The sequence below is a fragment of the Roseomonas sp. OT10 genome, from assembly GCF_020991085.1.
GTDB lineage: Bacteria > Pseudomonadota > Alphaproteobacteria > Acetobacterales > Acetobacteraceae > Roseomonas > Roseomonas cutis.
In genome coordinates this window covers 2,557,590-2,579,780 of sequence record NZ_CP087719.1, presented here as the reverse complement: position 1 = coordinate 2,579,780, position 22,191 = coordinate 2,557,590, and the positions used below count along the sequence as shown (strand labels likewise).

General features: G+C 73.0%; 24 protein-coding genes. 20 read left to right on the top strand and 4 right to left on the bottom strand.

Annotation, left to right across the window (positions count from 1 at the left end; all coding sequences use genetic code 11):
* Positions 1-226: 226 nt before the first annotated feature.
* The 10 genes from rpsA (at position 227) to trpA (ending at position 9,555) form a co-directional block, all read left to right on the top strand.
* Positions 227-1,936: a 30S ribosomal protein S1 gene (gene rpsA / locus LPC08_RS11860; protein ID WP_230452871.1), complete on the top strand. Its 1,710-nt coding sequence runs from the start codon at positions 227-229 to the stop codon at positions 1,934-1,936.
* 243 nt (positions 1,937-2,179) lie between these two features.
* Positions 2,180-3,103 carry a signal peptide peptidase SppA gene (gene sppA / locus LPC08_RS11855; RefSeq protein ID WP_230452870.1) on the top strand — a complete coding sequence of 308 codons (924 nt, stop codon included), beginning with the start codon at positions 2,180-2,182 and terminating at the stop codon, positions 3,101-3,103.
* Positions 3,104-3,124: 21 nt separating this feature from the next.
* The gene (gene ihfB / locus LPC08_RS11850) at positions 3,125-3,424 is read left to right on the top strand and encodes an integration host factor subunit beta (protein WP_230452869.1); all 300 of its coding nucleotides are present in this window, start codon (positions 3,125-3,127) and stop codon (positions 3,422-3,424) included.
* 5 nt (positions 3,425-3,429) lie between these two features.
* Complete coding sequence (locus LPC08_RS11845; RefSeq protein WP_230452868.1) at positions 3,430-3,771, top strand: lipopolysaccharide assembly protein LapA domain-containing protein; 342 nt, start codon at positions 3,430-3,432, stop codon at positions 3,769-3,771.
* An 8-nt stretch (positions 3,772-3,779) separates the two neighbouring features.
* Positions 3,780-4,502: an orotidine-5'-phosphate decarboxylase gene (gene pyrF / locus LPC08_RS11840; RefSeq protein ID WP_230452867.1), complete on the top strand. Its 723-nt coding sequence runs from the start codon at positions 3,780-3,782 to the stop codon at positions 4,500-4,502.
* A 2-nt stretch (positions 4,503-4,504) separates the two neighbouring features.
* Positions 4,505-5,212, top strand: coding sequence for a phosphoribosylanthranilate isomerase (locus LPC08_RS11835; RefSeq protein WP_230452866.1), 708 nt, complete (start codon positions 4,505-4,507; stop codon positions 5,210-5,212).
* Between the two features lies 1 nt (position 5,213).
* Positions 5,214-6,689, top strand: coding sequence for a TrkH family potassium uptake protein (locus LPC08_RS11830; RefSeq protein WP_230452865.1), 1,476 nt, complete (start codon positions 5,214-5,216; stop codon positions 6,687-6,689).
* A complete protein-coding gene (locus LPC08_RS11825; RefSeq protein ID WP_230452864.1) occupies positions 6,682-7,353 on the top strand; it encodes a potassium channel family protein in 672 nt (223 codons plus the stop codon). The genes LPC08_RS11830 and LPC08_RS11825 overlap by 8 nt, the downstream gene beginning before the upstream one ends.
* Positions 7,354-7,510: 157 nt before the next feature.
* On the top strand, positions 7,511-8,728 hold the full coding sequence (gene trpB / locus LPC08_RS11820; RefSeq protein ID WP_230452863.1) for a tryptophan synthase subunit beta: 1,218 nt from the start codon (positions 7,511-7,513) through the stop codon (positions 8,726-8,728).
* The gene (trpA, locus tag LPC08_RS11815; protein WP_230452862.1) at positions 8,725-9,555 is read left to right on the top strand and encodes a tryptophan synthase subunit alpha; all 831 of its coding nucleotides are present in this window, start codon (positions 8,725-8,727) and stop codon (positions 9,553-9,555) included. The genes trpB and trpA overlap by 4 nt, the downstream gene beginning before the upstream one ends.
* 33 nt (positions 9,556-9,588) lie before the next feature.
* On the opposite strand, the gene LPC08_RS11810 is transcribed toward trpA, so the two are convergent.
* Both LPC08_RS11810 and LPC08_RS11805 read right to left on the bottom strand, forming a co-directional pair.
* On the bottom strand, positions 9,589-9,909 hold the full coding sequence (locus LPC08_RS11810) for a chaperone modulator CbpM (protein ID WP_230452861.1): 321 nt from the start codon (positions 9,907-9,909) through the stop codon (positions 9,589-9,591).
* A gap of 50 nt (positions 9,910-9,959) precedes the next feature.
* On the bottom strand, positions 9,960-10,958 hold the full coding sequence (locus tag LPC08_RS11805; protein WP_230452860.1) for a DnaJ C-terminal domain-containing protein: 999 nt from the start codon (positions 10,956-10,958) through the stop codon (positions 9,960-9,962).
* Between the two features lie 96 nt (positions 10,959-11,054).
* Between LPC08_RS11805 and panC the strand changes: the two genes are divergently transcribed.
* The 3 genes from panC (at position 11,055) to LPC08_RS11790 (ending at position 14,330) form a co-directional block, all read left to right on the top strand.
* Entirely contained in the window at positions 11,055-11,924 is an 870-nt protein-coding gene (gene panC / locus LPC08_RS11800) for a pantoate--beta-alanine ligase (RefSeq protein ID WP_230452859.1), read from the top strand.
* A gap of 149 nt (positions 11,925-12,073) precedes the next feature.
* Positions 12,074-12,994 carry an acetyl-CoA carboxylase, carboxyltransferase subunit beta gene (gene accD, locus LPC08_RS11795; RefSeq protein WP_230452858.1) on the top strand — a complete coding sequence of 307 codons (921 nt, stop codon included), beginning with the start codon at positions 12,074-12,076 and terminating at the stop codon, positions 12,992-12,994.
* A 4-nt stretch (positions 12,995-12,998) separates the two neighbouring features.
* A complete protein-coding gene (locus tag LPC08_RS11790) occupies positions 12,999-14,330 on the top strand; it encodes a bifunctional folylpolyglutamate synthase/dihydrofolate synthase (protein WP_230452857.1) in 1,332 nt (443 codons plus the stop codon).
* 15 nt (positions 14,331-14,345) lie between these two features.
* On the opposite strand, the gene LPC08_RS11785 is transcribed toward LPC08_RS11790, so the two are convergent.
* Both LPC08_RS11785 and trxA read right to left on the bottom strand, forming a co-directional pair.
* Positions 14,346-15,506: a PQQ-dependent sugar dehydrogenase gene (locus tag LPC08_RS11785; RefSeq protein WP_230452856.1), complete on the bottom strand. Its 1,161-nt coding sequence runs from the start codon at positions 15,504-15,506 to the stop codon at positions 14,346-14,348.
* Between the two features lie 5 nt (positions 15,507-15,511).
* Positions 15,512-15,841 (bottom strand): thioredoxin TrxA, encoded by a 330-nt coding sequence (gene trxA, locus LPC08_RS11780; RefSeq protein WP_230452855.1) that lies wholly within the window; start codon positions 15,839-15,841, stop codon positions 15,512-15,514.
* 148 nt (positions 15,842-15,989) lie between these two features.
* Between trxA and LPC08_RS11775 the strand changes: the two genes are divergently transcribed.
* The 7 genes from LPC08_RS11775 to LPC08_RS11745 all read left to right on the top strand — a co-directional run bounded on the left by LPC08_RS11775 (position 15,990) and on the right by LPC08_RS11745 (position 22,102).
* A complete protein-coding gene (locus LPC08_RS11775) occupies positions 15,990-16,370 on the top strand; it encodes an ArsR/SmtB family transcription factor (protein WP_230452854.1) in 381 nt (126 codons plus the stop codon).
* Positions 16,371-16,735: 365 nt separating this feature from the next.
* Positions 16,736-17,659 (top strand): cytochrome c oxidase subunit II, encoded by a 924-nt coding sequence (coxB, locus tag LPC08_RS11770; protein WP_230452853.1) that lies wholly within the window; start codon positions 16,736-16,738, stop codon positions 17,657-17,659.
* A gap of 25 nt (positions 17,660-17,684) precedes the next feature.
* Positions 17,685-19,274, top strand: a complete 1,590-nt coding sequence (gene ctaD / locus LPC08_RS11765; RefSeq protein WP_230452852.1) for a cytochrome c oxidase subunit I — start codon at positions 17,685-17,687, stop codon at positions 19,272-19,274.
* A 9-nt stretch (positions 19,275-19,283) separates the two neighbouring features.
* Positions 19,284-20,237 (top strand): heme o synthase, encoded by a 954-nt coding sequence (locus LPC08_RS11760; protein WP_230452851.1) that lies wholly within the window; start codon positions 19,284-19,286, stop codon positions 20,235-20,237.
* Positions 20,230-20,376 (top strand): cytochrome c oxidase system small membrane protein, encoded by a 147-nt coding sequence (locus LPC08_RS11755; protein WP_230452850.1) that lies wholly within the window; start codon positions 20,230-20,232, stop codon positions 20,374-20,376. The genes LPC08_RS11760 and LPC08_RS11755 overlap by 8 nt, the downstream gene beginning before the upstream one ends.
* Positions 20,377-20,430: 54 nt before the next feature.
* Positions 20,431-21,096: a cytochrome c oxidase assembly protein gene (locus LPC08_RS11750; protein WP_230452849.1), complete on the top strand. Its 666-nt coding sequence runs from the start codon at positions 20,431-20,433 to the stop codon at positions 21,094-21,096.
* Between the two features lie 136 nt (positions 21,097-21,232).
* Positions 21,233-22,102, top strand: a complete 870-nt coding sequence (locus LPC08_RS11745; protein WP_370643336.1) for a cytochrome c oxidase subunit 3 — start codon at positions 21,233-21,235, stop codon at positions 22,100-22,102.
* The last annotated feature ends 89 nt before the right edge of the window (positions 22,103-22,191 follow it).

The window sequence follows — 22,191 nt, the reverse complement described above, 5'->3', positions numbered from 1 at the left end:
TTGTATGGGCAGCGTGCCGCGCGGCCCATCCGGGTTGTCGCGGCGCTCGTCCATGTGCCGGTCGCATCCGGTCGCGGGCGGGTGATCCCAACCGGCCCGGGCTTTCCCCGGGCAAGACGTGTCCGTCCGGTGTCCACCGCAACAGCGGGGCCGGCAGGGGGCGCAGGACACCGGCTGCCGTGCCCCTCTTCCGGGACGGGCGGCCCCCTCAGGAACAGACATCTACATGGCATCTGCCACCACCCTTGACCGCCCGGTCGAGGATTTCGCCTCCCTGCTCGACGAGACGCTGGGCGCCGACACGGGCTTCGCCGGCTCGGTCGTCACCGGCCGCGTGATCCGCATCGACGACGACGTCGCCGTCGTCGACGTGGGCCTGAAGAGCGAGGGGCGCGTGCCGCTCCGCGAGTTCGCCCCGCAGGGCCAGAAGGCCGAGGTCAAGCCCGGCGACACGGTCGAGCTCTTCGTCGAGCGCTACGAGGACCGGGACGGCTCCATCGTCCTGTCGCGCGAGAAGGCGCGGCGCGAGGAGGCCTGGACCAACCTCGAGAAGCAGTTCCAGGCGCAGCAGCGCGTCAACGGCACGATCTTCGGCCGCGTGAAGGGTGGCTTCACCGTCGACCTTGGCGGCGCCGTGGCCTTCCTGCCCGGCTCCCAGGTGGACATCCGCCCGGTGCGCGACGTCGGCCCGCTGATGGGCAGCCCGCAGCCCTTCCAGATCCTCAAGATGGACCGCGCCCGCGGCAACATCGTCGTCAGCCGCCGCGCGGTGCTGGAGGAGACGCGTGCCGAGCAGCGCAGCGAGCTGATCCAGGGCCTGAAGGAAGGCATGGTGCTCGACGGCGTGGTGAAGAACATCACCGACTACGGCGCCTTCGTGGACCTGGGCGGCGTGGACGGGCTGCTGCACGTCACCGACATCGCCTGGCGCCGCATCAACCACCCCTCCGAGGCGCTGACCATCGGCCAGCAGGTCAAGGTGCAGGTGATCCGCTTCAACCCGGAGACCCAGCGCATCAGCCTCGGCATGAAGCAGCTGATGTCCGACCCGTGGGAAGGCGTGGCCGTCAAGTACCCGGTGGGCGGCAAGTTCTCCGGCCGCGTGACCAACATCACCGACTACGGCGCCTTCGTGGAGCTGGAGCCGGGCGTCGAGGGCCTGGTCCACGTCTCCGAGATGAGCTGGACCAAGAAGAACGTCCATCCGGGCAAGATCGTCGCGACCTCCGAGGCGGTGGACGTGGTGATCCTGGACGTGGACGAGCCGAAGCGCCGCATCTCGCTCGGCCTGAAGCAGGCCCAGGGCAACCCCTGGGAGGTCTTCCTGGAGCAGCACCCGCCGGGCTCGACCGTCGAGGGCGAGATCCGCAACATCACCGAGTTCGGCCTGTTCGTGGGCCTCGGCCCCGACCTGGACGGCATGGTGCACATGTCCGACCTGTCCTGGGACATGTCCGGCGAGCAGGCGATGGCGTCCTACCGCAAGGGCGACACGGTCCAGGCCAAGGTGCTGGACGTGGACGTGGAGAAGGAGCGCATCTCCCTCGGCATCAAGCAGCTTCAGTCCGACCCGGCGGCCGAGGTGCTGGATCGCGTGCGCAAGGGTGAGATCGTCACCGGCGTCGTCACGAAGATCGAGTCCAACGGCATCGAGGTGAAGGTGGACGAGGTCCTGACGGGCTTCATCCGCCGCGCTGAGCTGGCCCGCGACCGCAACGACCAGCGCCCCGAGCGCTTCGCCGTCGGCGAGAAGGTCGATGCCAAGGTGGTCATGGTCGACCGTGCGGCCCGCCGCCTGTCGCTGACCATCCGCGGCAAGGAGGTCGAGGAGGAGCGCGAGGCGGTGAAGGAGTACGGCACCTCCGACTCCGGCGCCTCGCTGGGCGACATCCTGGGCGCGGCCATCCGCCGCCGCCAGGGCATGTCCGAGGAGTAAGCTGCGCCGCGGCCGGGCCACCGGCCGCGATGCAAAAGCCTGCAGGCGCCCCGGGGAGCGATCCCCGGGGCGCTTCGCGTTCCGGGACCCGGCGGCATGCAGCGTCGCCGTGGCCTTCCTCCTCGCCGTCTCGGGCCACGGCGCGGGGCTGGGCCGGGCGATGCGACCGGCGGACGAGCGGTCCGCCCGGCGCGCCGGCCAAGCCCCCTGGCGCGCCGTGCCGCGCGGCGGCACAAGGCGGGCATGGCCCTCGACCCTGATGCGCTGATCGACCGCCGCCGCCTGAAGCGAAGCCGCGCCCTGTGGCGTGCCCTCGCGGTGCTTTCCGTCCTGGGCGTGCTGGCGGTGGCCCTCGCGCCGGCGGAGCTGCCGAGCCTCGGCGCCTCGCCCGTGGCCCGGCTGACGGTGCGCGGCACCATCACCGACGACCGCCGGGTGATCGAGGCGGTGGACGAGGCGGCGCGGGATGCGGAGACCCGTGCCCTGGTGGTCGCGATCGACAGCCCCGGCGGCACGCTGGCCGGGGGGGAGGGGCTGCACGCGGCGCTGACCCGCTTCCGCGAGGCGGGCAAGCCGGTGGTGGCGGTGATGGGCGGCACGGCCGCCTCGGCCGGCTACATGATCGCCCTGCCGGCGGAGCGGATCTTCGCCCGCGATTCCACGCTGACCGGCTCGATCGGCGTGCTCCTCCAGAGCTTCAACGTGCAGGAGCTGATGTCCCGCATCGGGGTGGAGGCCGTCACCCTGGCCTCCGGCCCGCTGAAGGCCCAGCCCAGCCCCTTCGCGCCGCTGAGCGAGGAGGGGCGCCGCGTGCTGGAGGGCGTCCTCCAGGACATGCAGTCCCGCTTCGTCGCCCTGGTCGCCCAGGGCCGCAAGCTGCCCGAGGAGCGGGTGCGCGAGCTGGCCGACGGACGCGTCTACAGCGGCCGCCAGGCCCTCGGGGTCGGGTTGATCGACGCCATCGGCGGCGAGCGGGAGGCGCGGGCCTTCCTCGCCGCCCAGCACGGCATCGCGGAGCGGACGGAGGCGCGCGAGCTGGAGACGACCGGCCGCAGCCGCCTGTCCCGCCTGGTCGTCTCCCTGGCGCAAACCGTTGTTTCGGAAGGGCTTGCCCAGCTGGGCCTCGTTGACGGGGCGGCGGCGCTTTGGCAGCCTGTGGCGCGCTGAGCGGGCGTCCGGGAGGGATCATTGACCAGATCTGAGCTGATCGCGTCCCTCGCCGCCGCCAACCCGCATCTGCGACAGCCGGATATCGAGTTGATCGTCGCCACCATCCTGGAGGAGATCTCGGCCGCCCTGGCCCGGGGCGACCGGGTGGAGCTGCGCGGCTTCGGCGCCTTCACGGCGAAGAAACGCGACGCCCGCAAGGGGCGAAACCCCCGGACCGGCGAGACGGTGGCTGTTTCCGGCAAGGCGGTGCCCTATTTCAAGCCGGGCAAGGAATTGCGGGAGCGCGTGAACGGCGGCCCGCTGCAGACGCGGGAGTAGGGCGCATGTGGCGCTGGTTGCTGGTCGGGCCGCTGTTGCTGGTCCTGGTTCTCTTCGCCCTCTCCAACACCGATCCGGTGGCGGTGCGGTTCTGGCCCTTCGATTTGGCCTGGGTGACGCCGCTGGCCGTGGCAGTGCTCTCCGTCTCCGCGCTCGCCTTCCTGCTGGGGGCCACGGTGGCCTGGGCCGCCGCCCTGCCGGCGCGCCGCCGGGCCCGCAGCCTGGCCGGGCGCAACCGCCGCCTGGAGGCGGAGGTGGAGGAGCTGCGCGCCGAGCTGGCCAAGCCGGTGAACGCGCCGTCCGGCGCCCCCGCCACCGGCCGGGCCGTCGCCCTGGCGGGGCGCTGAGCCCCGCCATGCCGCTGATCCGCCGCCCGCAATCGGGCCGCGAGCAGCTGATCGTCGCGCTCGACACGGCCGACCCGGCGAGGGCACAGGCCATGGCCGCCGGCCTCGCCGGCCGCGCCGGGCTGCTGAAGGTCGGGCTGGAGCTGTTCGTCGCGGCGGGGGGCGAGGCGGTGCGGCAGGCCCAGGCGGTCGCGCCGGTCTTCCTGGACCTCAAGTTCCACGACATCCCCAATACCGTGGCCGGGGCGGTGCGCTCGGCCACCGCCCTCGGCCCGGCCATGCTGACCATCCACGCCGCCGGCGGCGCGCCCATGGTGGCGGCGGCGCGCGAGGCGGCCGAGGCGGCGGGCGGCGATGCCCGGCCGGCGATCCTGGCGGTGACGGTGCTGACCAGCCTGGATGCGGCGACCCTGGCCGCGACGGGCGTCGCCGGGGGCACCTCGCAGCAGGTGCTGCGCCTGGCGCGGCTGGCGCTGGAGGCGGGGGCGGATGGGCTGGTGTGCAGCCCGCACGAGATCTCCCGCCTGCGCGATGCCTTCGGCGAGGCGCCCTACCTCGTCGTGCCGGGGGTACGCCCGGCCGGGGCGCCGGCGGGCGACCAGGCGCGGGTCGCCACCCCGGCCGAGGCGATCGGCGCCGGGGCGGACTGGATCGTGGTCGGGCGGCCGATCACGCGGGCCGCCGACCCCGCCGCCGCGGCCGAGGCGGTGGTGGCGGAGCTGCCGCGCTGAGCATGGCCGTCGCCGTCAAGATCTGCGGGCTGAACGACCCGGCGGGGTTCGAGGCGGCCGTCGCCGCCGGGGCGGAGCTGATCGGGCTCAACTTCTTCCCGCCCTCGCCGCGCTCCGTCACGCCCGCGACAGCCGCGGCGCTCTCCGCGCTGGGGCCGGCATGGGCGGAGGGCGGCCCGGAGCGGGTGGGCCTCTTCGTCGATCCGGCCGACGACCTGCTGGATGCCGTGCTGGCCGCGCTGCGGCTCGACGTGGTCCAGCTGCACGGGGCGGAGGCGCCGGAGCGCGTGGCCGCGATCCGGGCGCGCCTGGGCCTGCCGGTCATGAAGGTCATCGGCATCGCGACGGCCGCGGACCTGGCGGAGATCGACCGCTACGCCCCGGTGGCGGACCGGCTGCTGCTGGACGCCCGGGCGCCGCCCGGCGCCGCCCTGCCGGGCGGCAACGCCACCGCCTTCGACTGGTCGCTGCTGGCTGGGCGGGTCGTGCCACGGCCCTGGCTGCTGGCGGGCGGTCTGACCCCGGGCAACGTGGCCGGGGCGATCCGGCTCACCGGCGCGCCGGGGGTGGACGTCTCCTCCGGCGTGGAGTCCGCGCGCGGACGCAAGGACCCCGCGCTGGTCCGGGACTTCGTGCGCCAGGCGAAGGGGGAGGGGGCACCGCGGGCAGCCACGCCGGCCGAGCCGTTGCACGGGGCCCGGACAGGCTGAGATGCGCCGCCCCTCGCCTCCCGGGCCGTGGCCGAAGCGGGCGAGGGGCGGGGCGGACGCGCCATCCCCCTCGCCGGCGCCCTGCCACGACCTGCCGCCGGTCCTGCTGCGGCACGCGACCGGCCACCGGACCATGGGGGCGGCCATGGCGGCGGCGGTCCGCAACCCGGTGCGGATCGTGCCGCTCGCCTTCCTGGGCGTCATGCTGCTGGGCACGGCGCTGCTGCTGCTGCCGGCCGCGCATGCGGGGGAGAGCCGTTCCTCCGTCCTCTCGGCGCTGTTCACGGCCGTCTCCGCCACCAGCCTCTCCGGCCTCGCCATGGTGGACCCGGCGGCCCACTGGTCGCGCTTCGGGCAGGGGGTGATCCTGCTGCTGATGCAGCTCGGCGGGCTGGGCATCATGACCGGGGCGACGCTGCTGGGCCTGCTCGTCACCCGCCGGCTGCGCCTCTCCTCCCGGCTGGTGGCGCATGCCGAGACGCGCAGCCTCGCCCTGGGCGACGTGGCCGCGATCCTGCGTCTGGTGCTGGCCCTGACCCTCGGGGCGGAGCTGCTGGTGGCCGGCATCCTCGCCCTGCGCCTGCACGGCCATTACGGCCTGCCATGGGGCGAGGCGCTGTGGCAGGGGCTGTTCCATGCCGTCTCCGCCTATACCAATGCCGGCCTCTCCACCTGGCCCGACAGCCTGGTCCGCTTCGCCGCCGATCCGGTCGTGACCGCCCCGGTGATGGCCGCGGTGGTGCTGGGCGGCATCGGCGTGCCGGTCATCCACGACCTGCGCCGTCACCTGCTGCGCCCCGACCGCTGGTCCGTCTATACGCGCCTCACCCTGCTGGGCACGCTCGGCCTGCTGCTCGCCGGCTGGGCGCTGGTCCTGGCCTATGAGTGGGGCAATCCCGGCACGCTCGGCGCGCTGCCGCCGGTGGCAAGGCCCGGCGGGGCGCTGTTCCACGCGGTGATGACCCGCTCCGGCGGCTTCAACACCGTCGATACCGGCGCCATGCGGCCGGAGACGCTCATGGCCAGCGCCGCGCTGATGCTGATCGGCGGCGGCAGCGCCGGCACCGCGGGCGGGATCAAGGTGACCACCTTCATGCTGCTGGGCCTGGCCGTCTGGGCGGAGATCCGGGGCGAGCCGGACACCAACGCGTTCGGCCGGCGCATCCCGCAGGACACGCTGCGCCAGGCGCTGACCGTCGCGCTGCTGGCCATCGGCGTCGTCTGCGTCGCGACCCTGCTGCTGATGTCGATGACGGATTTCGGCTTCGATGCCGTGCTGTTCGAGGTCGTCTCCGCCTTCGCGACGGTGGGCCTGTCCACCGGCATCACCGGCGCGCTGCCGCCCGCGGGGCAGGTGGTGCTGGTGGTGCTGATGTTCCTGGGCCGCGTCGGAACGGTCACCGTGGTGACGGCGCTCGCGCTGCGCAGCCACCGCACCCCCTACCGCTATCCCGAGGAGCGCCCGATCGTTGGCTAGGACCGCCGTGCGCGACGGGGATGCCGTCGTCATCATCGGCCTCGGCCGCTTCGGCGGCGCGGTGGCGCAGTCGCTGATCCGGATGGGCCACGAGGTGCTGGGCATCGACGAGGATGCGGAGCTGGTGCAGCGCTGGGCCGACCAGCTGACCCATGTGGTGCAGGCGGACACGACGGATGCGGACACGCTGCGCCGTCTGGGCGTGCCGGAGTTCGGCCGCGCCGTGGTCGGCATCGGCACCAACCTGGAGGCCAGCGTGCTGACGGTGCTGGCGCTGAGCGAGCTGGGCATCGCCGACATCTGGGCCAAGGCGCTGACGATGAACCACGGCCGCATCCTGGAACGCACCGGCGCCCACCACGTCGTCTACCCCGAGGTCGCCATGGGCGAGCGCGTCGCCCACCTGGTCACCGGGAAGATGATCGACTTCATCGAGTTCGACGACGGCTTCGCCATCGTCAAGACGCGCGCGCCGCGCGAGGCCGCCGGCCGTACCCTGGCGGAGTCCGCCCTGCGCGCGCGCTACGGCGTGACCATCGTCGGCGTGAAGCGGCCGCGCGAGGACTTCACCTATGCCCGCCCGGACACCCTGGTGCAGGAGGGCGACCTGCTGATCGTCTCCGGCCCGACGCGGCTGGTGGAAGCCTTCGCGGCGATCACCTGACGGCGCCGTGCCGGTCCGGCCGGGGGACCCGGCCCCGCGGCCCCGTCCCGGCAAGGGCTCCGCTGCTGCGGCGGCCACCGCGCGGCTGCCCGGCACGGGGCTCGCTGGCCGGGGAGAACTGCTCTATGGGACGTGTCCGGAAGGGGGAGGGCCACCCGTGAACAAGCCTCTGCTGAATACCCTGCGCGCCGGCCCGGACGGCCGCGGCCGCTTCGGCGGCTTCGGCGGCCGTTTCGTGGCCGAGACGCTGATGCCCAACATCCTGGAGGTCGAGCAGGCCTACGACGCGGCCCGGAAGGACCCTGCCTTCGAGGCCGAGTGGCGCCTGCTGCTCAAGGACTATGTCGGCCGCCCCTCTCCCCTGTGGTTCGCGAAGCGCCTGACCGAGCATCTCGGCGGCGCCAAGGTCTACTTCAAGCGCGAGGAGCTGAACCACACCGGCGCGCACAAGATCAACGCCGTGCTGGGGCAGATCCTGCTCGCGCGGCGCATGGGCAAGACCCGCATCATCGCCGAGACGGGCGCCGGCCAGCATGGGGTCGCGACGGCGACCGCCTGCGCCCTGTTCGGCCTGCCCTGCCTGGTCTTCATGGGCGCGACCGACGTGGAGCGCCAGCAGCCCAACGTCTTCCGCATGAAGCTGCTGGGTGCGGAGGTCGTCGCCGTCACCTCCGGCTCCGCCACGCTGAAGGACGCGATGAACGAGGCGCTGCGCTACTGGGTCGCGAATGTCGAGGACACCTACTACTGCATCGGCACGGTCGCCGGGCCGCACCCCTATCCGGCGATGGTGCGCGACTTCCAGAACGTGATCGGCGACGAGACGCGCGAGCAGATCCTCGCCGCCGAGGGCCGCCTGCCGGACGCGCTGGTCTGCGCGGTGGGCGGCGGCTCCTCCGCCATGGGGCTGTTCCACCCCTTCCTCGACGATGAGGGGGTGGCGATGTACGGCGTCGAGGCGGCGGGGCACGGCTTCGATTCCGGCGCGACCGCCGCCTCGATCAACCGCGGCCGGCCGGGGGTGCTGCACGGCAACCGCACCTACCTGCTCCAGGACGGGCACGGCCAGATCCAGGAGGCGCACAGCATCTCCGCCGGGCTGGACTATCCCGGCATCGGGCCGGAACACTCCTGGCTGCACGAGATCGGGCGCGTGAACTACGTGGGCGCCACCGACGACGAGGCGATGGCGGCGTTCCAGCTCTGCTCGAAGCTGGAGGGCATCATCCCCGCGCTGGAATCCGCGCATGGCCTGGCGCAGGTGATGAAGCTGGCGCCGACGATGGAGAAGGACCGCATCATCGTGCTGAACCTCTCGGGGCGTGGCGACAAGGACATCTTCACCGTCGCGCACCACCTGGGGGTGACGCTGTGAGCCGGATCGCGACGCGCTTCGCCGCCCTGCGCGCCGAGGGGCGCGGCGCGCTGATCCCCTTCGTCGAGGCCTACGACCCCGACCCCGCCACCTCCATGGCGCTGCTGCGCGGCATGCCGGGGGCGGGGGCGGACCTGATCGAGATCGGCGTCCCCTTCACCGATCCGGCGGCCGACGGCCCCATCGTCCAGCTCGCCGGCCAGCGCGCGCTGAAGGCCGGCGGCTCGCTGACCGGGGCGCTCGCCATGGTGCGCGACTTCCGGCGCGACGACGACGAGACGCCCATCATCCTGATGGGCTACCTCAATCCCATCCTGGCCTATGGCGAGGACCGCTTCTGCGAGGAGGCGGCGGCGAGCGGCGTGGACGGCCTCATCGTCGTGGACATGCCGCCGGAGGAGGCGGACATGCTGGCCCCGCAGGCGGAGGCCGCCGGGCTGGACCTGATCCCCCTCGTCGCGCCCACCACCCATGCGACGCGCCTGCCGCTGGCGCTGAACGGCGCACGCGGCTTCGTCTACCACGTGGCCATCACCGGCATCACCGGCACCCGCTCCGCCGCCGCCGAGGACCTCGCCGCCATGATCCCCCGCGTGCTCGCCGTGACCGACCTGCCCGTCGCCATCGGCTTCGGCGTCCGCACGCCGGAGCAGGCCGCCCAGGCGGTGCGCGTGGCCGATGCGGCGGTGGTGGCCAGCGCCCTGCTCGACACCCTGGCGAAGTCGCTGGACGAGAAGGGCCGCGCCCGGCCCGACACCGTCCGCCGCGTGCTGGATCAGGTGCGCGAGCTGGCCGAGGCGGTGCGCGAGGCCCGCGTCACGGCCTGACCGGGCGGGCGGGGCAGGGGACGGCCCGCCCCGTCAGCCGCGCAGCCGGTCGAGCACGTCCCGGGCCCGGTCCTCCGGGCCCGCCTGCAGCAACGCCTCGCAGAGCCGGCGCATCTGCCGCCGCGTCTCGTGCAACTGGTCGATCAGGGAGAGCACGACCGGCAGCGCCTCCTCCCCGACCTCCATCTCGTCACGCAGGTCCAGGATCAGGCGCAGCCGCGCGACATCGGCCTCCGCGAAGACCGGCACCCCCGCCTGACGGACGGGCCGCACCCAGTCCTCGGCGATCCAGCGCTCCAGCGCCTCGGCCTCCAGCCGCTCGACGCGGCGGAGCAGCATCTCCCGCGTGATCATGCCCGGCTCCCCCTTTCCCCGCGCTCCCATCCGGCCGCTTGCGTCATGGCTCATGCCTGGTCCCGCAGGCTCTGGCGGGGGTCGGATGGATGCTCGGCCGCCCAGCCGCGAAGGAACTCGCGCAGGCTGTCGTCCACCGGCCCCAGCACCAGCTTCAGCACAACGAAGAGGTCGCCGGCCGGTTGGCCGCCGCCCTCCGCCACCCCGCGCCCGCGCAGCCGCAGCCGGGTCCCGGCATCGGAGCCGGGCGGGATGGTCATGGCGACCTCCCCGCGCGGGGTCGGCAGGGTGGCCCTGGTCCCCAGCACGGCCTCGGCGACGGTGACCGGCACCTCCATCTCCAGGTCGCGCCCCTCCCGGCGATAGAGGGGGTGGGCACGGACGGTGACCTCGATCAGCGCATCGCCGTCCGGGCCGCCGTTCCGCCCGGCCTGGCCCTTGCCGCGCAGGCGCAGGACCTGCCCGTCCTCCAGCCCCGGCGGGATGCGGACGTCCAGCGTCTCCCCGCTGGGCAGGGTGAGGCGGCTGGTGGCGCCGTTGACCGCGTCGAGGAAGGCGACCTCCATCTGGTAGCGCCGGTCGGCGCCCCGCCGCGGGCGGTTGGACCCGCCGCCTCCGCCGCCCTCGCCGCGGAACAGGTCGCTGAAGATGTCGCCCAGATCCTCCGGGTCGAAGCTCCCGCCGAATCCGGCGCCGCCCGCGCCGGTGAAGCCCTCCTGCTGGAAGCCGCCCGGATGGCCTCCCGGCCCGCCGCCGGGGCGGCGGTAGCGCGCGCCCTGCGGCCCCTCGGCGAAGTCGCGGTAATAGGCGCGCTCGGGCCGTTCCTGCCCGGAGGCATCGATCTCGCCGCGGTCGTAGCGGGCGCGCTTCTCGGGGTCCGAAAGCAGATCGTTGGCGACGCTGGCCGCCTTGAACCGCTCCTCGGCCTCCTTGTTGCCCGGGTTGAGGTCGGGGTGGTTCTTCTTGGCGATCGCCCGGTAGGCCTTGCGGATCTCCTCCGCGGAGGCGGTCCGGGCGACGCCGAGAATCGAATAGGGATCTTCCGCCATGGCTGTGGAACCTACGCCAGGTCGTGGGGAAAGGTTCCATGTCGCGATGGCATCCCCCGCTTGTGCACGGGGCGGTGCGCCCGGAAAAGCGCACCCATGCGAATCGTCCGAGATCTTCCTGCCCTGCGCGAGGCCACCGCGGCACTGAAGGCGGCCGCCCCGCCGGGCAGACCCCGCCTCGCCCTGGTGCCGACCATGGGCGCCCTGCATGACGGCCACCTGGCGCTGCTGGCGGCGGCGCGGGCGGCGGCCTCGGCCAGCATGGCGTCCATCTTCGTGAACCCGCTGCAGTTCGGGCCGCAGGAGGATCTGTCCCGCTACCCGCGCACGGAGGCGGACGACCTGTCGGCGCTGTCGGCCGGGGGGTGCGACCTCGCCTGGCTGCCGGGCGTGGCCGACCTCTACCCGCCCGGCTCGGCCACGACCATCGACGTGGCGGGCCCGGCCGAGGGGTGGGAGGGCGAGCATCGGCCCCATCACTTCCGCGGCGTGGCGACGGTCTGCGCCAAGCTCTTCCTGTTCACAGGGGCGGAGCTGGCGTTCTTCGGCGAGAAGGACTGGCAGCAGCTCCAGGTGGTCCGGCGCCTGGTGCGCGACCTGGGCCTGCCGCTGGAGATCCGCGGCGTGCCGACGGTGCGGGAGCCGGACGGGCTGGCCCTGTCCTCGCGCAACCGCTTCCTCACGCCGGAGGAGCGGCGCCGGGCGCCGGTGCTGCATGCCGCCCTGCAGCGGGCCGCCGGCCGGATCGCGGCAGGGGAGGCCGTGGCGCCGGCCCTGGCGGAGGGGGACGCGGCGCTGCGGGCGGCGGGCTTCGCGCCGGACTACCTGGCGCTGGTCGATGCCGAGACCCTGCGTCCCCTGGAGGTGCCGGACGCGGCGCGGCCGGCCCGGCTGCTGGCGGCGGCGCGGCTCGGCAGCGTCCGGCTGCTGGACAATCTCGGGGTGGGGCGGCACGCGCCGGGCTGATCCCCGGCCCAGACCGCCGGCGGGCGCGGGGCACCCGCCACGGTCCGGCCCCTTGCACCGTGGGGCCTGGCGGCCCTACCTCCCCGCCGCTGCGGACCGGTGCGTCCCGGGACCGCCTGGCTGCGGCGTCGGCATGGGAGCGTGAGGCGATGAACTGGATTTCCGACTGGGCCCTGCCGAAGATCCAGACGCTGTTCGGCGGCAAGCGGGACGTGCCGGAGAACCTCTGGCACAAATGCCCGGCCTGCGAGCAGATGATCTTCCACCGCGACCTGGAGCGCGGGCTGCACGTCTGCCCGCATTGCGGCCACCACCTGCGCATCGGGGCGCAGAAGCGGCTGGAATACACGCTCGATCCCGGCTGGCAGAAGATCGAGCTGCCCCGCTCGCCGCTCGACCCGCTGCGCTTCCGCGACCAGCGCCGCTATGCCGACCGGCTGAAGGAGGCGCAGCAGAAGACGGGCATGGACGATGCCGTGATGGTCGCGCATGGCGCCATCGAGGGCCGCCGGGTCGTCGCCGCCGTCTTCGAGTTCTCCTTCATGGCCGGCTCGATGAGCGCGGGGGTGGGCGAGGCGCTGGTCACCGCGGCGCGGCTGGCCGTGCTGCAGGACGCGCCGCTGGTGGTCTTCACCGCCTCGGGCGGGGCGCGCATGCAGGAGGGCGCGATCAGCCTGATGCAGATGCCGCGCAGCGTGATCGCCACGCGCATGGTGAAGGAGGCGGGGCTGCCCTTCCTCGTCGTGCTCTGCGACCCGACGACGGGCGGCGTCACCGCCTCCTTCGCCATGCTGGGCGACATCCAGATCGCCGAGCCCGGCGCGCTGATCGGCTTCGCCGGCGCGCGGGTGATCGAGCAGACGGTGCGCGAGACGCTGCCGGAGGGCTTCCAGCGCGCCGAGTACCTGCTGGAGCACGGCATCCTCGACATGGTGGTGCCGCGCGGCGAGATGCGCGCGACGCTGGGCCGCGTGATCTCCCTGCTGCGCGAGCGCGGGCCGGCCGAGCCGGCCGAGGCGCCGCCGCCCGAGCAGCCCCCCGCCATGGAGGCGGCCCCGGCGGCCTCCTGACGCCATGAGCGGCTCCCTGTTCGCGGGCGAGGCCCCCGCACGCGGCCGGTCGGAGGCGATCATCGACCGCCTGCACGCGCTGCACCCGAAGCTGATCGACCTCAGCCTCGGCCGGCTGCAACGCTGCCTGGCCGCCCTGGGGCATCCGGAGCGGGCCTTGCCGCCGGTGGTCCATGTCGCCGGCACCAACGGCAAGGGCAGCACCTGCGCCTTCCTGCGTGCCATCGCCGAGGCCGCCGGGCAGCGGGTGCATGTCTACACCTCGCCGCACCTGGTCCGCTTCCACGAGCGCATCCGCCTCGCCGGGACGCTGGTGACGGAGGCGGCGCTGGCCGAGGCGCTGGAGGAGGCGGAGCGCGCCAATGCGGGCGAGCCCATCACCGTCTTCGAGATCACCACCGCCGTCGCCCTGCTGCTCTTCTCCCGCGTGCCCGCCGACCTGCTGGTGCTGGAGGTCGGGCTGGGCGGGCGGTTCGACGCGACCAACGTGGTGGACCGGCCGGCCGCCTGCGCCGTCGCCTCCGTCTCGATGGACCACATGGAGTTCCTGGGCGACCGGCTCTCCGGCATCGCGGCGGAGAAGGCGGGGATCGCCAAGCCCGGGGTGCCGCTGGTCACCGGCTTCCAGCCCGCCGAGGCGATGGCGGCGATCGAGGCCGCCGCCGCAGAAGCCGGGGCGCCGCTGCTGCGCCGTGGCCGCGACTGGTCGCTGGACCGCTTGCCGGAGGGGGCGGGGGAGGGGCTGCGCTACGCCGATGCCGCGGGGATGATGGATCTGCCGCCGCCCGCCCTGCCGGGACCGCATCAGCGGGAGAATGCCGGGCTGGCGGTGGCGGCGCTGCGCGCCTGGAACCCCGGCTGGCTGAGCCCCGAGGCGGCGGCACGCGGGCTGCGGCAGGCGCAGTGGCCGGCGCGGTTGCAACGGCTGGGGGGCCGGCTGGCGGCACGGCTGCCGCATGGCTGGGAGCTGTGGCTGGATGGCGGCCACAATGCCGGGGGCGGCGAGGCGCTGTCGCGCCAGCTCGACGCCTGGGGCGACCGGCCGGCCCATCTGGTGGTGGGAATGAAGCAGTCGAAGGCCGCCGCGGATTTCCTGCGGCCGCTGGTGCCCCGTGCCGCCTCGCTCTGGGCGGTGGCCGAGCCCGGCCAGCACCTGGCGATGACGCCGGACGAGATCGCCGCCGCCTCCGGCCGCGTCGCCCGTCCCGGGCCCGATGTCGCCGGGGCGCTGGCGCAGATCCTGGCGGCCGGGGGGCCGCCCGGGCGCGTGCTGGTCTGCGGCAGCCTCTACCTCGCGGGCGAGGTGCTGAAGGCGGACGGGACCCCCGTCACCTGACGGGGGCGGCGCCGGTCAGCCCGCCGGCTCCAGCCGCAGGATGCGGCCGTCCGATTCGTCGGTCAGGAGGTACAGCAGCCCGTCCGGCCCCTGCAGCACCTGGCGCAGCCGGGGCGGGTTGGCCAGCACCCGCTCCTCGCCGGTGACGCGGTCGCCCTCCGTCGTGAGGCGGGTCAGGTTGGGCGGGTTCAACCCGGCCAGGAACAGGCTGCCCTTCCATCCGGGGAAGCGGTCCCCGTCATAGAAGGCGGCGCCGGAGGGGCTGATCGAGGGCACCCACCAGCGCAGCGGATCGGCCATCCCCGGGCGGGTGGCGGCCTCGTGGATGCGGTTGCCGTCGTAATCCACTCCGCGCCCGATGATCGGCCAGCCGTAGTTGGCGCCGGGGCTGACGAGGTTCACCTCGTCGCCCCCGCGCGGACCCATCTCCACCTCCCACAGTCTGCCCGTGGTCGGGTTCAGCACCAGCCCCTGGGGGCTGCGCAGGCCCATGGCATAGATTTCGGGCCGCACGCCGGCCTGGCCGAGGAAGGGGTTTCCCGCCGCCGGGCGCCCGTCGCGCTCCAGCCGCAACAGCTTGCCGGCAAGGTCGCCCGGGTCCTGGGCGCGCATCTTGTTGCGCTGCCGGTCGCCGGTGGTGAGGTACAGCTTGCCATCCGTGCCGAAGGCGATCCGACAGCCATAGTGGCCACGCCCCTGGGACTGGGCCGGGGTGGCGTCGAGCAGCGTCCGCACCTCCTCCAGCGCCGTGGCGTCCCCGGCGAGGCGGGCACGGACCAGCCGGGTCAGCACGCCGCCGCTCGCCTCGCCGGCCAGGCAGAGATAGAGCTCCCGGCTCCGGTCGAAATCGGGGGCGAGGCGGATGTCCAGCAGCCCGCCCTGGCCGGAGGCCACCACCGGCGGCACGCCGCGCAGCGGGGCGGAGACACGCCCATCCGTCCCGACCAGCCGCAACCGGCCGGGGCGCTCGGTCACCAGCAGGCGGCCATCCGGCAGGAAGGCGCCGCCCCAGGGATGCTCCAGCCCGGTGGCGAAGGTCGCGACCCGGAAGCTGGCGCGCTCGCCGCGCACCACCTCCTGCGCATCCACGGGCACGGCGCAGCCGGCCAGGGCCAGCAGGCCGGCCAGCAGGGCTCCCCCCGCCCGCCGGGCGAGGGCGGGGCGGGGGAGGGACACCCGCCTCAGCCCAGCGCGCCGTCGAGCCAGTCGCGCATCTGGCTGCGCGGCATGGCGCCGACGCGGGTGTCCACCGGCTTGCCGTCCTTGAACAGGATCATGGTCGGGATGCCGCGCACCGCGTAGTCGTTGGGGACGGACGGGTTCTCGTCGATATTGACCTTGGCCACCGTCAGGCGGCCGGCGTAGTCCTTGGCCACCTCGTCCAGGATCGGGGCGACCATGCGGCAGGGCCCGCACCACTCCGCCCAGAAATCCACCAGGACGGGACCCGAGGCCTCCAGCACGTCCGTCTGGAAGGTCTCGTCGGTCACCGGCTTCGTCAGTTCGCTCATGGACAGCGTGTCTCCGGAATCACTGCCCCCTGAAATCGTGAGGCCGCACGGTTCGGTCAAGCCTGCCCCGGCGGGGCGTCGGCCGGCCGGCGCCCCGCCGGGAATGCCCTTGCGCTCTCTCCCTCCGCAACCGAGATTGCCGGCCATCATGCGGATCGGGCGCGGACGGATGGGCGGCTTCCAGATCGGCGACGACCAGGTCGCGGAGCTTGCCGAGACCTTCCGCCTGATGAGCGACCCGACGCGGCTCCGGATCATCCTGGCCTGCCTGGACGAGCCCGCGGCGGTGGGGGAGATGGCGGACCGGCTGGGCATCTCGGCCAGCCTCGCCTCGCACCATCTCCGCCTGCTGCGCGCGGCCCGGCTGCTGCAGGCGGACCGGCGCGGCCGGCAGGTCTTCTACACGGTGGGTGACGCGCATGTCCGGTCCATGCTGACGGACATGACCGACCACGTCGCCGAGGCGGAGGGCGAGGCGGAGCCGGAGCCCGAGGCCCCGCTCCCCGCCGCCCTGGCCTTGGGGGGCTGAGCGCCCGGCGGCGCGACTCCGCCGGCATGGCGCGCAACGCGCGGTTGGATCGGGGGTGGCCTTCTGCCAGGATACGGCCGGCGGGCAGGCCGGCGGGCGCTCTCCGGGGGCACGGCCGGCAGGCGCGTCTTGTGCAGGGCGGCACCGCGTGATTAACCCACCCCTCGGGACCGGCGGGACCGGGCGCGGGTGGCGCGAATCCCAACGGAGGGCAGGGCGCCTGGCGCCAGCCATCCGGGGCGGGGCCACCCTGCGACGGGGCATCCGGCGGCGGGTCATCGGGGCAGGGTATGCGGCGGATATCGGCGACGGTACGGAGTCTGTTGGGCAGGGGGCCGGCGTCGTCGGCTGCCCTGCGGACCGGCATGCGGGGAGCGGCGCTGGCCGGCCTGCTGGGAATGCTTCCCAGCCTGGCCGCGGCGCAGGAGCCGGTGCTGGGCCAGCCGCATGCCTGGGGGGTGGACCTCCAGGCCTCGGCCGGCGTGGTGAAGGATGCGATCCACGACTTCAACCAGCTGGTGCTGTGGATCATCGTGGCCATCACGATCTTCGTGGCGGGGCTGCTGGCCTGGGTCATCTGGCGCTACCGCGCCGCGATGAACCCGACGCCGTCGCGGACCAGCCACCACACCATGCTGGAGATCGCCTGGACCACCATCCCGGTGCTGATCCTGCTGGTGATCGCCATCCCCTCCTTCCGGCTGATCTATTTCCAGGACCGGGCGCGCGAGGCGGATCTGACGATCAACGTCCAGGGCCGGCAGTGGTACTGGCACTACGGCTACCCGGATAACGGCAACTTCACCTTCGACAGCTACCCCATCGCCACCTCCGACCTGCAGCCCGGCCAGCCGCGGCTGCTGGCGGTGGACAATCCCCTGGTCGTGCCGGTGGGCGCCACCGTCCGGGTGCTGACCACGGGCTACGACGTGATCCACTCCTTCTTCATCCCGTCGCTCGGCGTGCAGAAGTACACCATCCCCGGCCGCGCGATGGAGACCTGGTTCCGCGCCGACAAGGAGGGGACCTTCTACGGCCAGTGCAACCAGATCTGCGGGACCAACCACTGGTTCATGCCGATCGCGGTCCGCGCCGTGCCGCGCGCCGAGTTCGACGCCTGGGTGGCGCAGGCGCGCACGCGCTTCGCGGCCGGCCAGGGACCGGGCTGGCCGGGCGAGACGCCGGTCGCCGCCGGGGAGGCTCCCGCCGCCCCGCCCGCGGCCACGCCCGTGCAGGGCGCTGCCCTGACCAACCCGAACGGCACCCAAGTTGCGGAGGTCCGCCCGTAACGGGCGGCGAGGACGGACAGCACCCATGGCAACCGCCGCGCACGCGCACGACGACCACCACGACCACAAGCCAGGCTTTGTGGCGCGCTGGTTCTTCAGCACCAACCACAAGGACATCGGCACCCTCTACATCATCTTCGCCCTGGCGGCGGCGCTGGTGGGCATCGGCCTCTCCCTGCTGATGCGCATCGAGCTGCAGCAGCCGGGCATGCAGATCTTCGCCGATGGCCAGATGTGGAACGTCGCCGTCACCGCCCATGGCGTGGTGATGGTGTTCTACGTGGTCATGCCCGCCCTGATCGGCGGCTTCGGCAACTGGTTCGTGCCGATCATGATCGGCGCGCCGGACATGGCCTTCCCGCGGCTGAACAACATCTCCTTCTGGCTGCTGGTCCCGGCGCTGATGCTCACGGTGGCGAGCCTGTTCGTCGGCGGCGCCGGCACGGGCTGGACGCTGTACCCGCCGCTGGCGGACAGCCAGTTCCAGGGCGGCCCCGGCCTCGACATGGCGCTGTTCGGCCTGCACCTGGCCGGCGCCTCCTCGATCCTGGGCGCGGCGAACTTCATCACCACCATCTTCAACATGCGCGCCCCGGGCATGACGCTGCACAAGATGCCGCTCTTCGTCTGGGCGATGCTGGTCACCGCCTTCCTGCTGCTGCTCTCGGTGCCGGTGCTGGGCGGCGCGATCACCATGCTGATCACCGACCGCAACTTCGGCACGGCCTTCTTCAAGCCGGCCGGCGGCGGCGACCCGGTGCTGTTCCAGCACCTGTTCTGGTTCTTCGGCCACCCCGAAGTCTACATCATGATCCTGCCGGCCTTCGGCATCGTCTCCCACGTGCTGTCCACCTTCAGCCGCAAGCCGATCTTCGGCTATCTCGGCATGGCCTACGCCATGGTCGCGATCGGCGTGGTGGGCTTCGTGGTCTGGGCGCACCACATGTTCACCTCCGGCATCTCGGTGGACACGCGGGCCTACTTCATGGCGGCGACGATGGTCATCGCCGTGCCGACGGGCATCAAGATCTTCTCCTGGATCGCCACCATGTGGGGCGGCTCCATCAAGTTCGAGACGCCGATGCTCTTCGCCGTCGGCTTCGTCTTCCTGTTCACGGTCGGCGGCGTGACCGGCGTGAAGCTGGCCAATGCCGGCGTCGATACGATCCTGCACAACACCTACTACGTGATCGCCCACTTCCACTACGTGCTGTCGCTGGGCGCGGTGTTCGGGATCTATGCCGGCTTCTACTACTGGATCGGCAAGATGAGCGGCCGGCAGTACCCGGAGTTCTGGGGCAAGGTGCATTTCTGGCTGACCTTCGTCGGCGTGAACCTGACCTTCTTCCCCATGCACTTCCTGGGCGCCCAGGGCATGCCGCGGCGCTACCCGGACTATCCCGACGCCTATGCGGGGTGGAACCTGATCGCCTCGCTGGGGGCCTACATCTCCGTCGCCTCCTTCCTGATGTTCTTCTGGGTGATCTTCCTGACCTTCGCCCGCGGGCAGAAGGCGGCGGCGAATCCCTGGGGCGAGGGCGCGACGACGCTGGAGTGGCAGGTCAGCAGCCCGCCGCCCTTCCACACCTTCGATGAACTGCCCCGCATCCAGTAAGGGAGCGCGATGAGCCAGACCGCCATCGGCGACAGGGGGGCTCCGGCCCCCCTGGACGCATCCGCCCTGGACCTGTCCGAGGTCCGCGACTGGGTCGCCCTGCTCAAGCTGCGGGTCGTCACCCTGGTGGTCTTCACCGGGATGATCGGCATGCTGCTGGCGCCGGGCCGCATCCACCCGGTGCTGGGCGCGGTGGCCGTGCTCTGCATCGCGGTGGCGGCCGGCGCGGCGGGCGCCATCAACATGTGGTACGACCGGGACATCGACGCCGTCATGCGCCGCACGGCGCGCCGTCCGATCCCGGCGGGCCGCATCCAGCCCGGCGCCGCCCTGGCCTTCGGCGTGGTGCTCGCGGTGGCCTCCGTCCTGCTGATGGGTCTGGCGACCAACGCCGCGGCCGCCGCCTGGCTCGCCGCCTCGATCGGCTTCTACGTCTTCGTCTACACCATGTGGCTGAAGCGCCGGACGCCGCAGAACATCGTCATCGGCGGCGCCGCCGGGGCCTTTCCGCCGGTGGTGGGCTGGGTCGCCGTCACCGGCTCGGTCGAGATGCTGCCGCTGCTGCTGTTCGCCATCATCTTCGCCTGGACGCCGCCGCACTTCTGGTCGCTGTCGCTCTGGGCGCATGGGGACTACGCCCGGGCCGGCGTACCGATGCTGCCGGTGGTCTCCGGCGCGAAGGAGACGCGGCGGCAGATCCTGCTCTACACCCTGCTGCTCGCGCCGCTGGGCGTGGCGCCCTGGCTGCTCGGCCTGACGGGGCCGCTCTACGGGGCGGTCGCCGTGGCGCTGGGGGCGGGCTTCCTGTGGCATGCCGTGCGCGTGCTGCGCGCCCCGCAGGACGAGGCCGGGCGCAGCCTGGACAACGACCTCGCGGCCCGGCGCGCCTTCCGCTTCTCGCTGCTCTACCTCGCCGGGCTGTTCGCCGCCCTGCCGCTCGACAGGGTGCTGGGGCTTGGCTGATCCCTTCGGCACGCCCGAGCAGCGCGCCGCCTTCGACCGTCGCCGGCGCGGGCGCAACTGGGCCCTCCTTGCGGTGCTGCTCGGGCTGGTGGTGCTGTTCTACTTCGTCGCCATCGCCCGGATGGGCATCACCGGCTAGACGGCCGCGCGAAGGGGCTTGAGCGAGGGACCCGTCGCTGTCATCTCCCCTGGCATGAGCCATCCCGAACCGGCGCCGCGGCCAGCGGCGGCCACGCCCCCTTCCGACCCCGCGCGGCACCGGGAGGAGCTGGCGCGCCGCAACCGCCGGGTCGGGCTCGGGGTCCTGGGTGTGGTGGTGGCGATGGTCGGCGTCTCCTTCGCCGCCGTGCCGCTCTACAACCTGTTCTGCCAGGTCACCGGCTACAACGGCACGCCGCAGATCAACGCCGCCACGGCGCCGGGCGCCTCCGGCCGCACCGTCACTGTCCGCTTCGATGCCCAGACCCAGCCGGAGCTGCCCTGGCGCTTCGAGCCGGAGCAGCGGAGCATGACCCTGCAGCTCGGCGAGGAAGGGCTGGCCTTCTACGTGGCGGAGAACCGCGCCGGCACGCCGGTCGAGGGGATTTCCACCTACAACGTCACGCCCGAGGTGGTGGGGAAGTACTTCCACAAGACGGCCTGCTTCTGCTTCAACGCACAGACCCTGGCGCCGGGGCAGCGGGTGGACATGCCGCTGAGCTTCTGGGTGGACCCCGCCATCGCCGAGGACCCGAACACGGCGGGAATCCGCACCATCACGCTGTCCTATACCTTCTTCCGCACCCTGGCCGATGCGGAGAAGGCGGGTGCGCTCGCCTCGGCCGGCGCGCATGTCGGGCCGCGCACGACGACGCGCTGACACGCCCGTCGGCGGAACCGCCCGCCGCACGCCGCGAGCGCCACGGCGTGACTTGATCGGTGAGGGGTTTCGCGGGATTGATGGCCCATGACCGGCCACGGCACCTTGCCGTGGCCTTGCCGGATCAGGACGCGCGATGGCCAGCAGCGAGATGGTGGTGCCGAGGGGGCTGAGCGACTCCTCCGAGCCACCGCCCCCGAACAAGCATCCCTACCACCTGGTGGACCCTTCGCCCTGGCCGCTGGTGACCGCCTTCGCCGCAGGGACGATGCTGCTCGGCATCGTCATGCTGGCGCATTACGGCAACCACTGGCTGCTGCCGCTCGGCGTGCTGGCGGTGCTGGTCTGCATGGCCGGCTGGTGGCGCGACGTGATCAAGGAAGCCCGCACCCCGGGCATCCACACGCCCATCGTGCGCATCGGCATGCGCTATGGCATGGCGCTGTTCATCGCCTCCGAGGTGATGTTCTTCGTCGCCTTCTTCTGGGCCTTCTTCCACTTCGCCCTGTACCCGGAGCATGTCTCGGGCGCCGCCGCCCCGGCGGTCTGGCCGCCGCACGGGATCCACACCTTCGATCCCTTCGGCCTGCCCTTCCTGAACACCATGATCCTGCTGCTGTCGGGCTGCACGGTGACCTGGGCGCACCACTCGCTGATCGAGGGCGACCGCAAGGGGATGCTCCAGGGACTCGCCCTGACGGTCGGGCTGGGCATGCTCTTCACCTTCTTCCAGGCCTACGAGTATGCCGAGGCGCCCTTCGCCTTCACCGGCGGCATCTACCCCTCGACCTTCTTCCTGGCGACGGGCTTCCATGGCTTCCACGTGATCGTGGGCACCATCTTCCTGGCCGTCTGCCTGGTGCGCGCCTATCTCGGCCACTTCACCCCGCAGCGGCATTTCGGCTTCGAGGCGGCGGCCTGGTACTGGCACTTCGTCGACGTGGTGTGGCTGTTCCTCTTCGTCTGCGTCTATGTCTGGGGCGCGGGCGAGATCGCCCAGCACTGACGTTCCGGCGCTGACCCTCCGTCCGGGGCGACGCCCCGCCCGACGGCATTGCGTCCCGGCCGGCCTCCGCGAGGGGCCGGCCGGCGCCG

Coding starts and splice junctions, on each gene's coding strand:
- rpsA (WP_230452871.1), top strand. CDS start 227: ATGGCATCTGCCACCACCCTTGACCGCCCGGTCGAGGATTTCGCCTCC.
- sppA (WP_230452870.1), top strand. CDS start 2,180: ATGGCCCTCGACCCTGATGCGCTGATCGACCGCCGCCGCCTGAAGCGA.
- LPC08_RS11845 (WP_230452868.1), top strand. CDS start 3,430: ATGTGGCGCTGGTTGCTGGTCGGGCCGCTGTTGCTGGTCCTGGTTCTC.
- pyrF (WP_230452867.1), top strand. CDS start 3,780: ATGCCGCTGATCCGCCGCCCGCAATCGGGCCGCGAGCAGCTGATCGTC.
- LPC08_RS11835 (WP_230452866.1), top strand. CDS start 4,505: ATGGCCGTCGCCGTCAAGATCTGCGGGCTGAACGACCCGGCGGGGTTC.
- LPC08_RS11830 (WP_230452865.1), top strand. CDS start 5,214: ATGCGCCGCCCCTCGCCTCCCGGGCCGTGGCCGAAGCGGGCGAGGGGC.
- LPC08_RS11810 (WP_230452861.1), bottom strand. CDS start 9,909: ATGATCACGCGGGAGATGCTGCTCCGCCGCGTCGAGCGGCTGGAGGCC.
- LPC08_RS11805 (WP_230452860.1), bottom strand. CDS start 10,958: ATGGCGGAAGATCCCTATTCGATTCTCGGCGTCGCCCGGACCGCCTCC.
- panC (WP_230452859.1), top strand. CDS start 11,055: ATGCGAATCGTCCGAGATCTTCCTGCCCTGCGCGAGGCCACCGCGGCA.
- accD (WP_230452858.1), top strand. CDS start 12,074: ATGAACTGGATTTCCGACTGGGCCCTGCCGAAGATCCAGACGCTGTTC.
- LPC08_RS11790 (WP_230452857.1), top strand. CDS start 12,999: ATGAGCGGCTCCCTGTTCGCGGGCGAGGCCCCCGCACGCGGCCGGTCG.
- trxA (WP_230452855.1), bottom strand. CDS start 15,841: ATGAGCGAACTGACGAAGCCGGTGACCGACGAGACCTTCCAGACGGAC.
- LPC08_RS11775 (WP_230452854.1), top strand. CDS start 15,990: ATGCGGATCGGGCGCGGACGGATGGGCGGCTTCCAGATCGGCGACGAC.
- coxB (WP_230452853.1), top strand. CDS start 16,736: ATGCGGGGAGCGGCGCTGGCCGGCCTGCTGGGAATGCTTCCCAGCCTG.
- ctaD (WP_230452852.1), top strand. CDS start 17,685: ATGGCAACCGCCGCGCACGCGCACGACGACCACCACGACCACAAGCCA.
- LPC08_RS11760 (WP_230452851.1), top strand. CDS start 19,284: ATGAGCCAGACCGCCATCGGCGACAGGGGGGCTCCGGCCCCCCTGGAC.
- LPC08_RS11750 (WP_230452849.1), top strand. CDS start 20,431: ATGAGCCATCCCGAACCGGCGCCGCGGCCAGCGGCGGCCACGCCCCCT.
- LPC08_RS11745 (WP_370643336.1), top strand. CDS start 21,233: ATGGCCAGCAGCGAGATGGTGGTGCCGAGGGGGCTGAGCGACTCCTCC.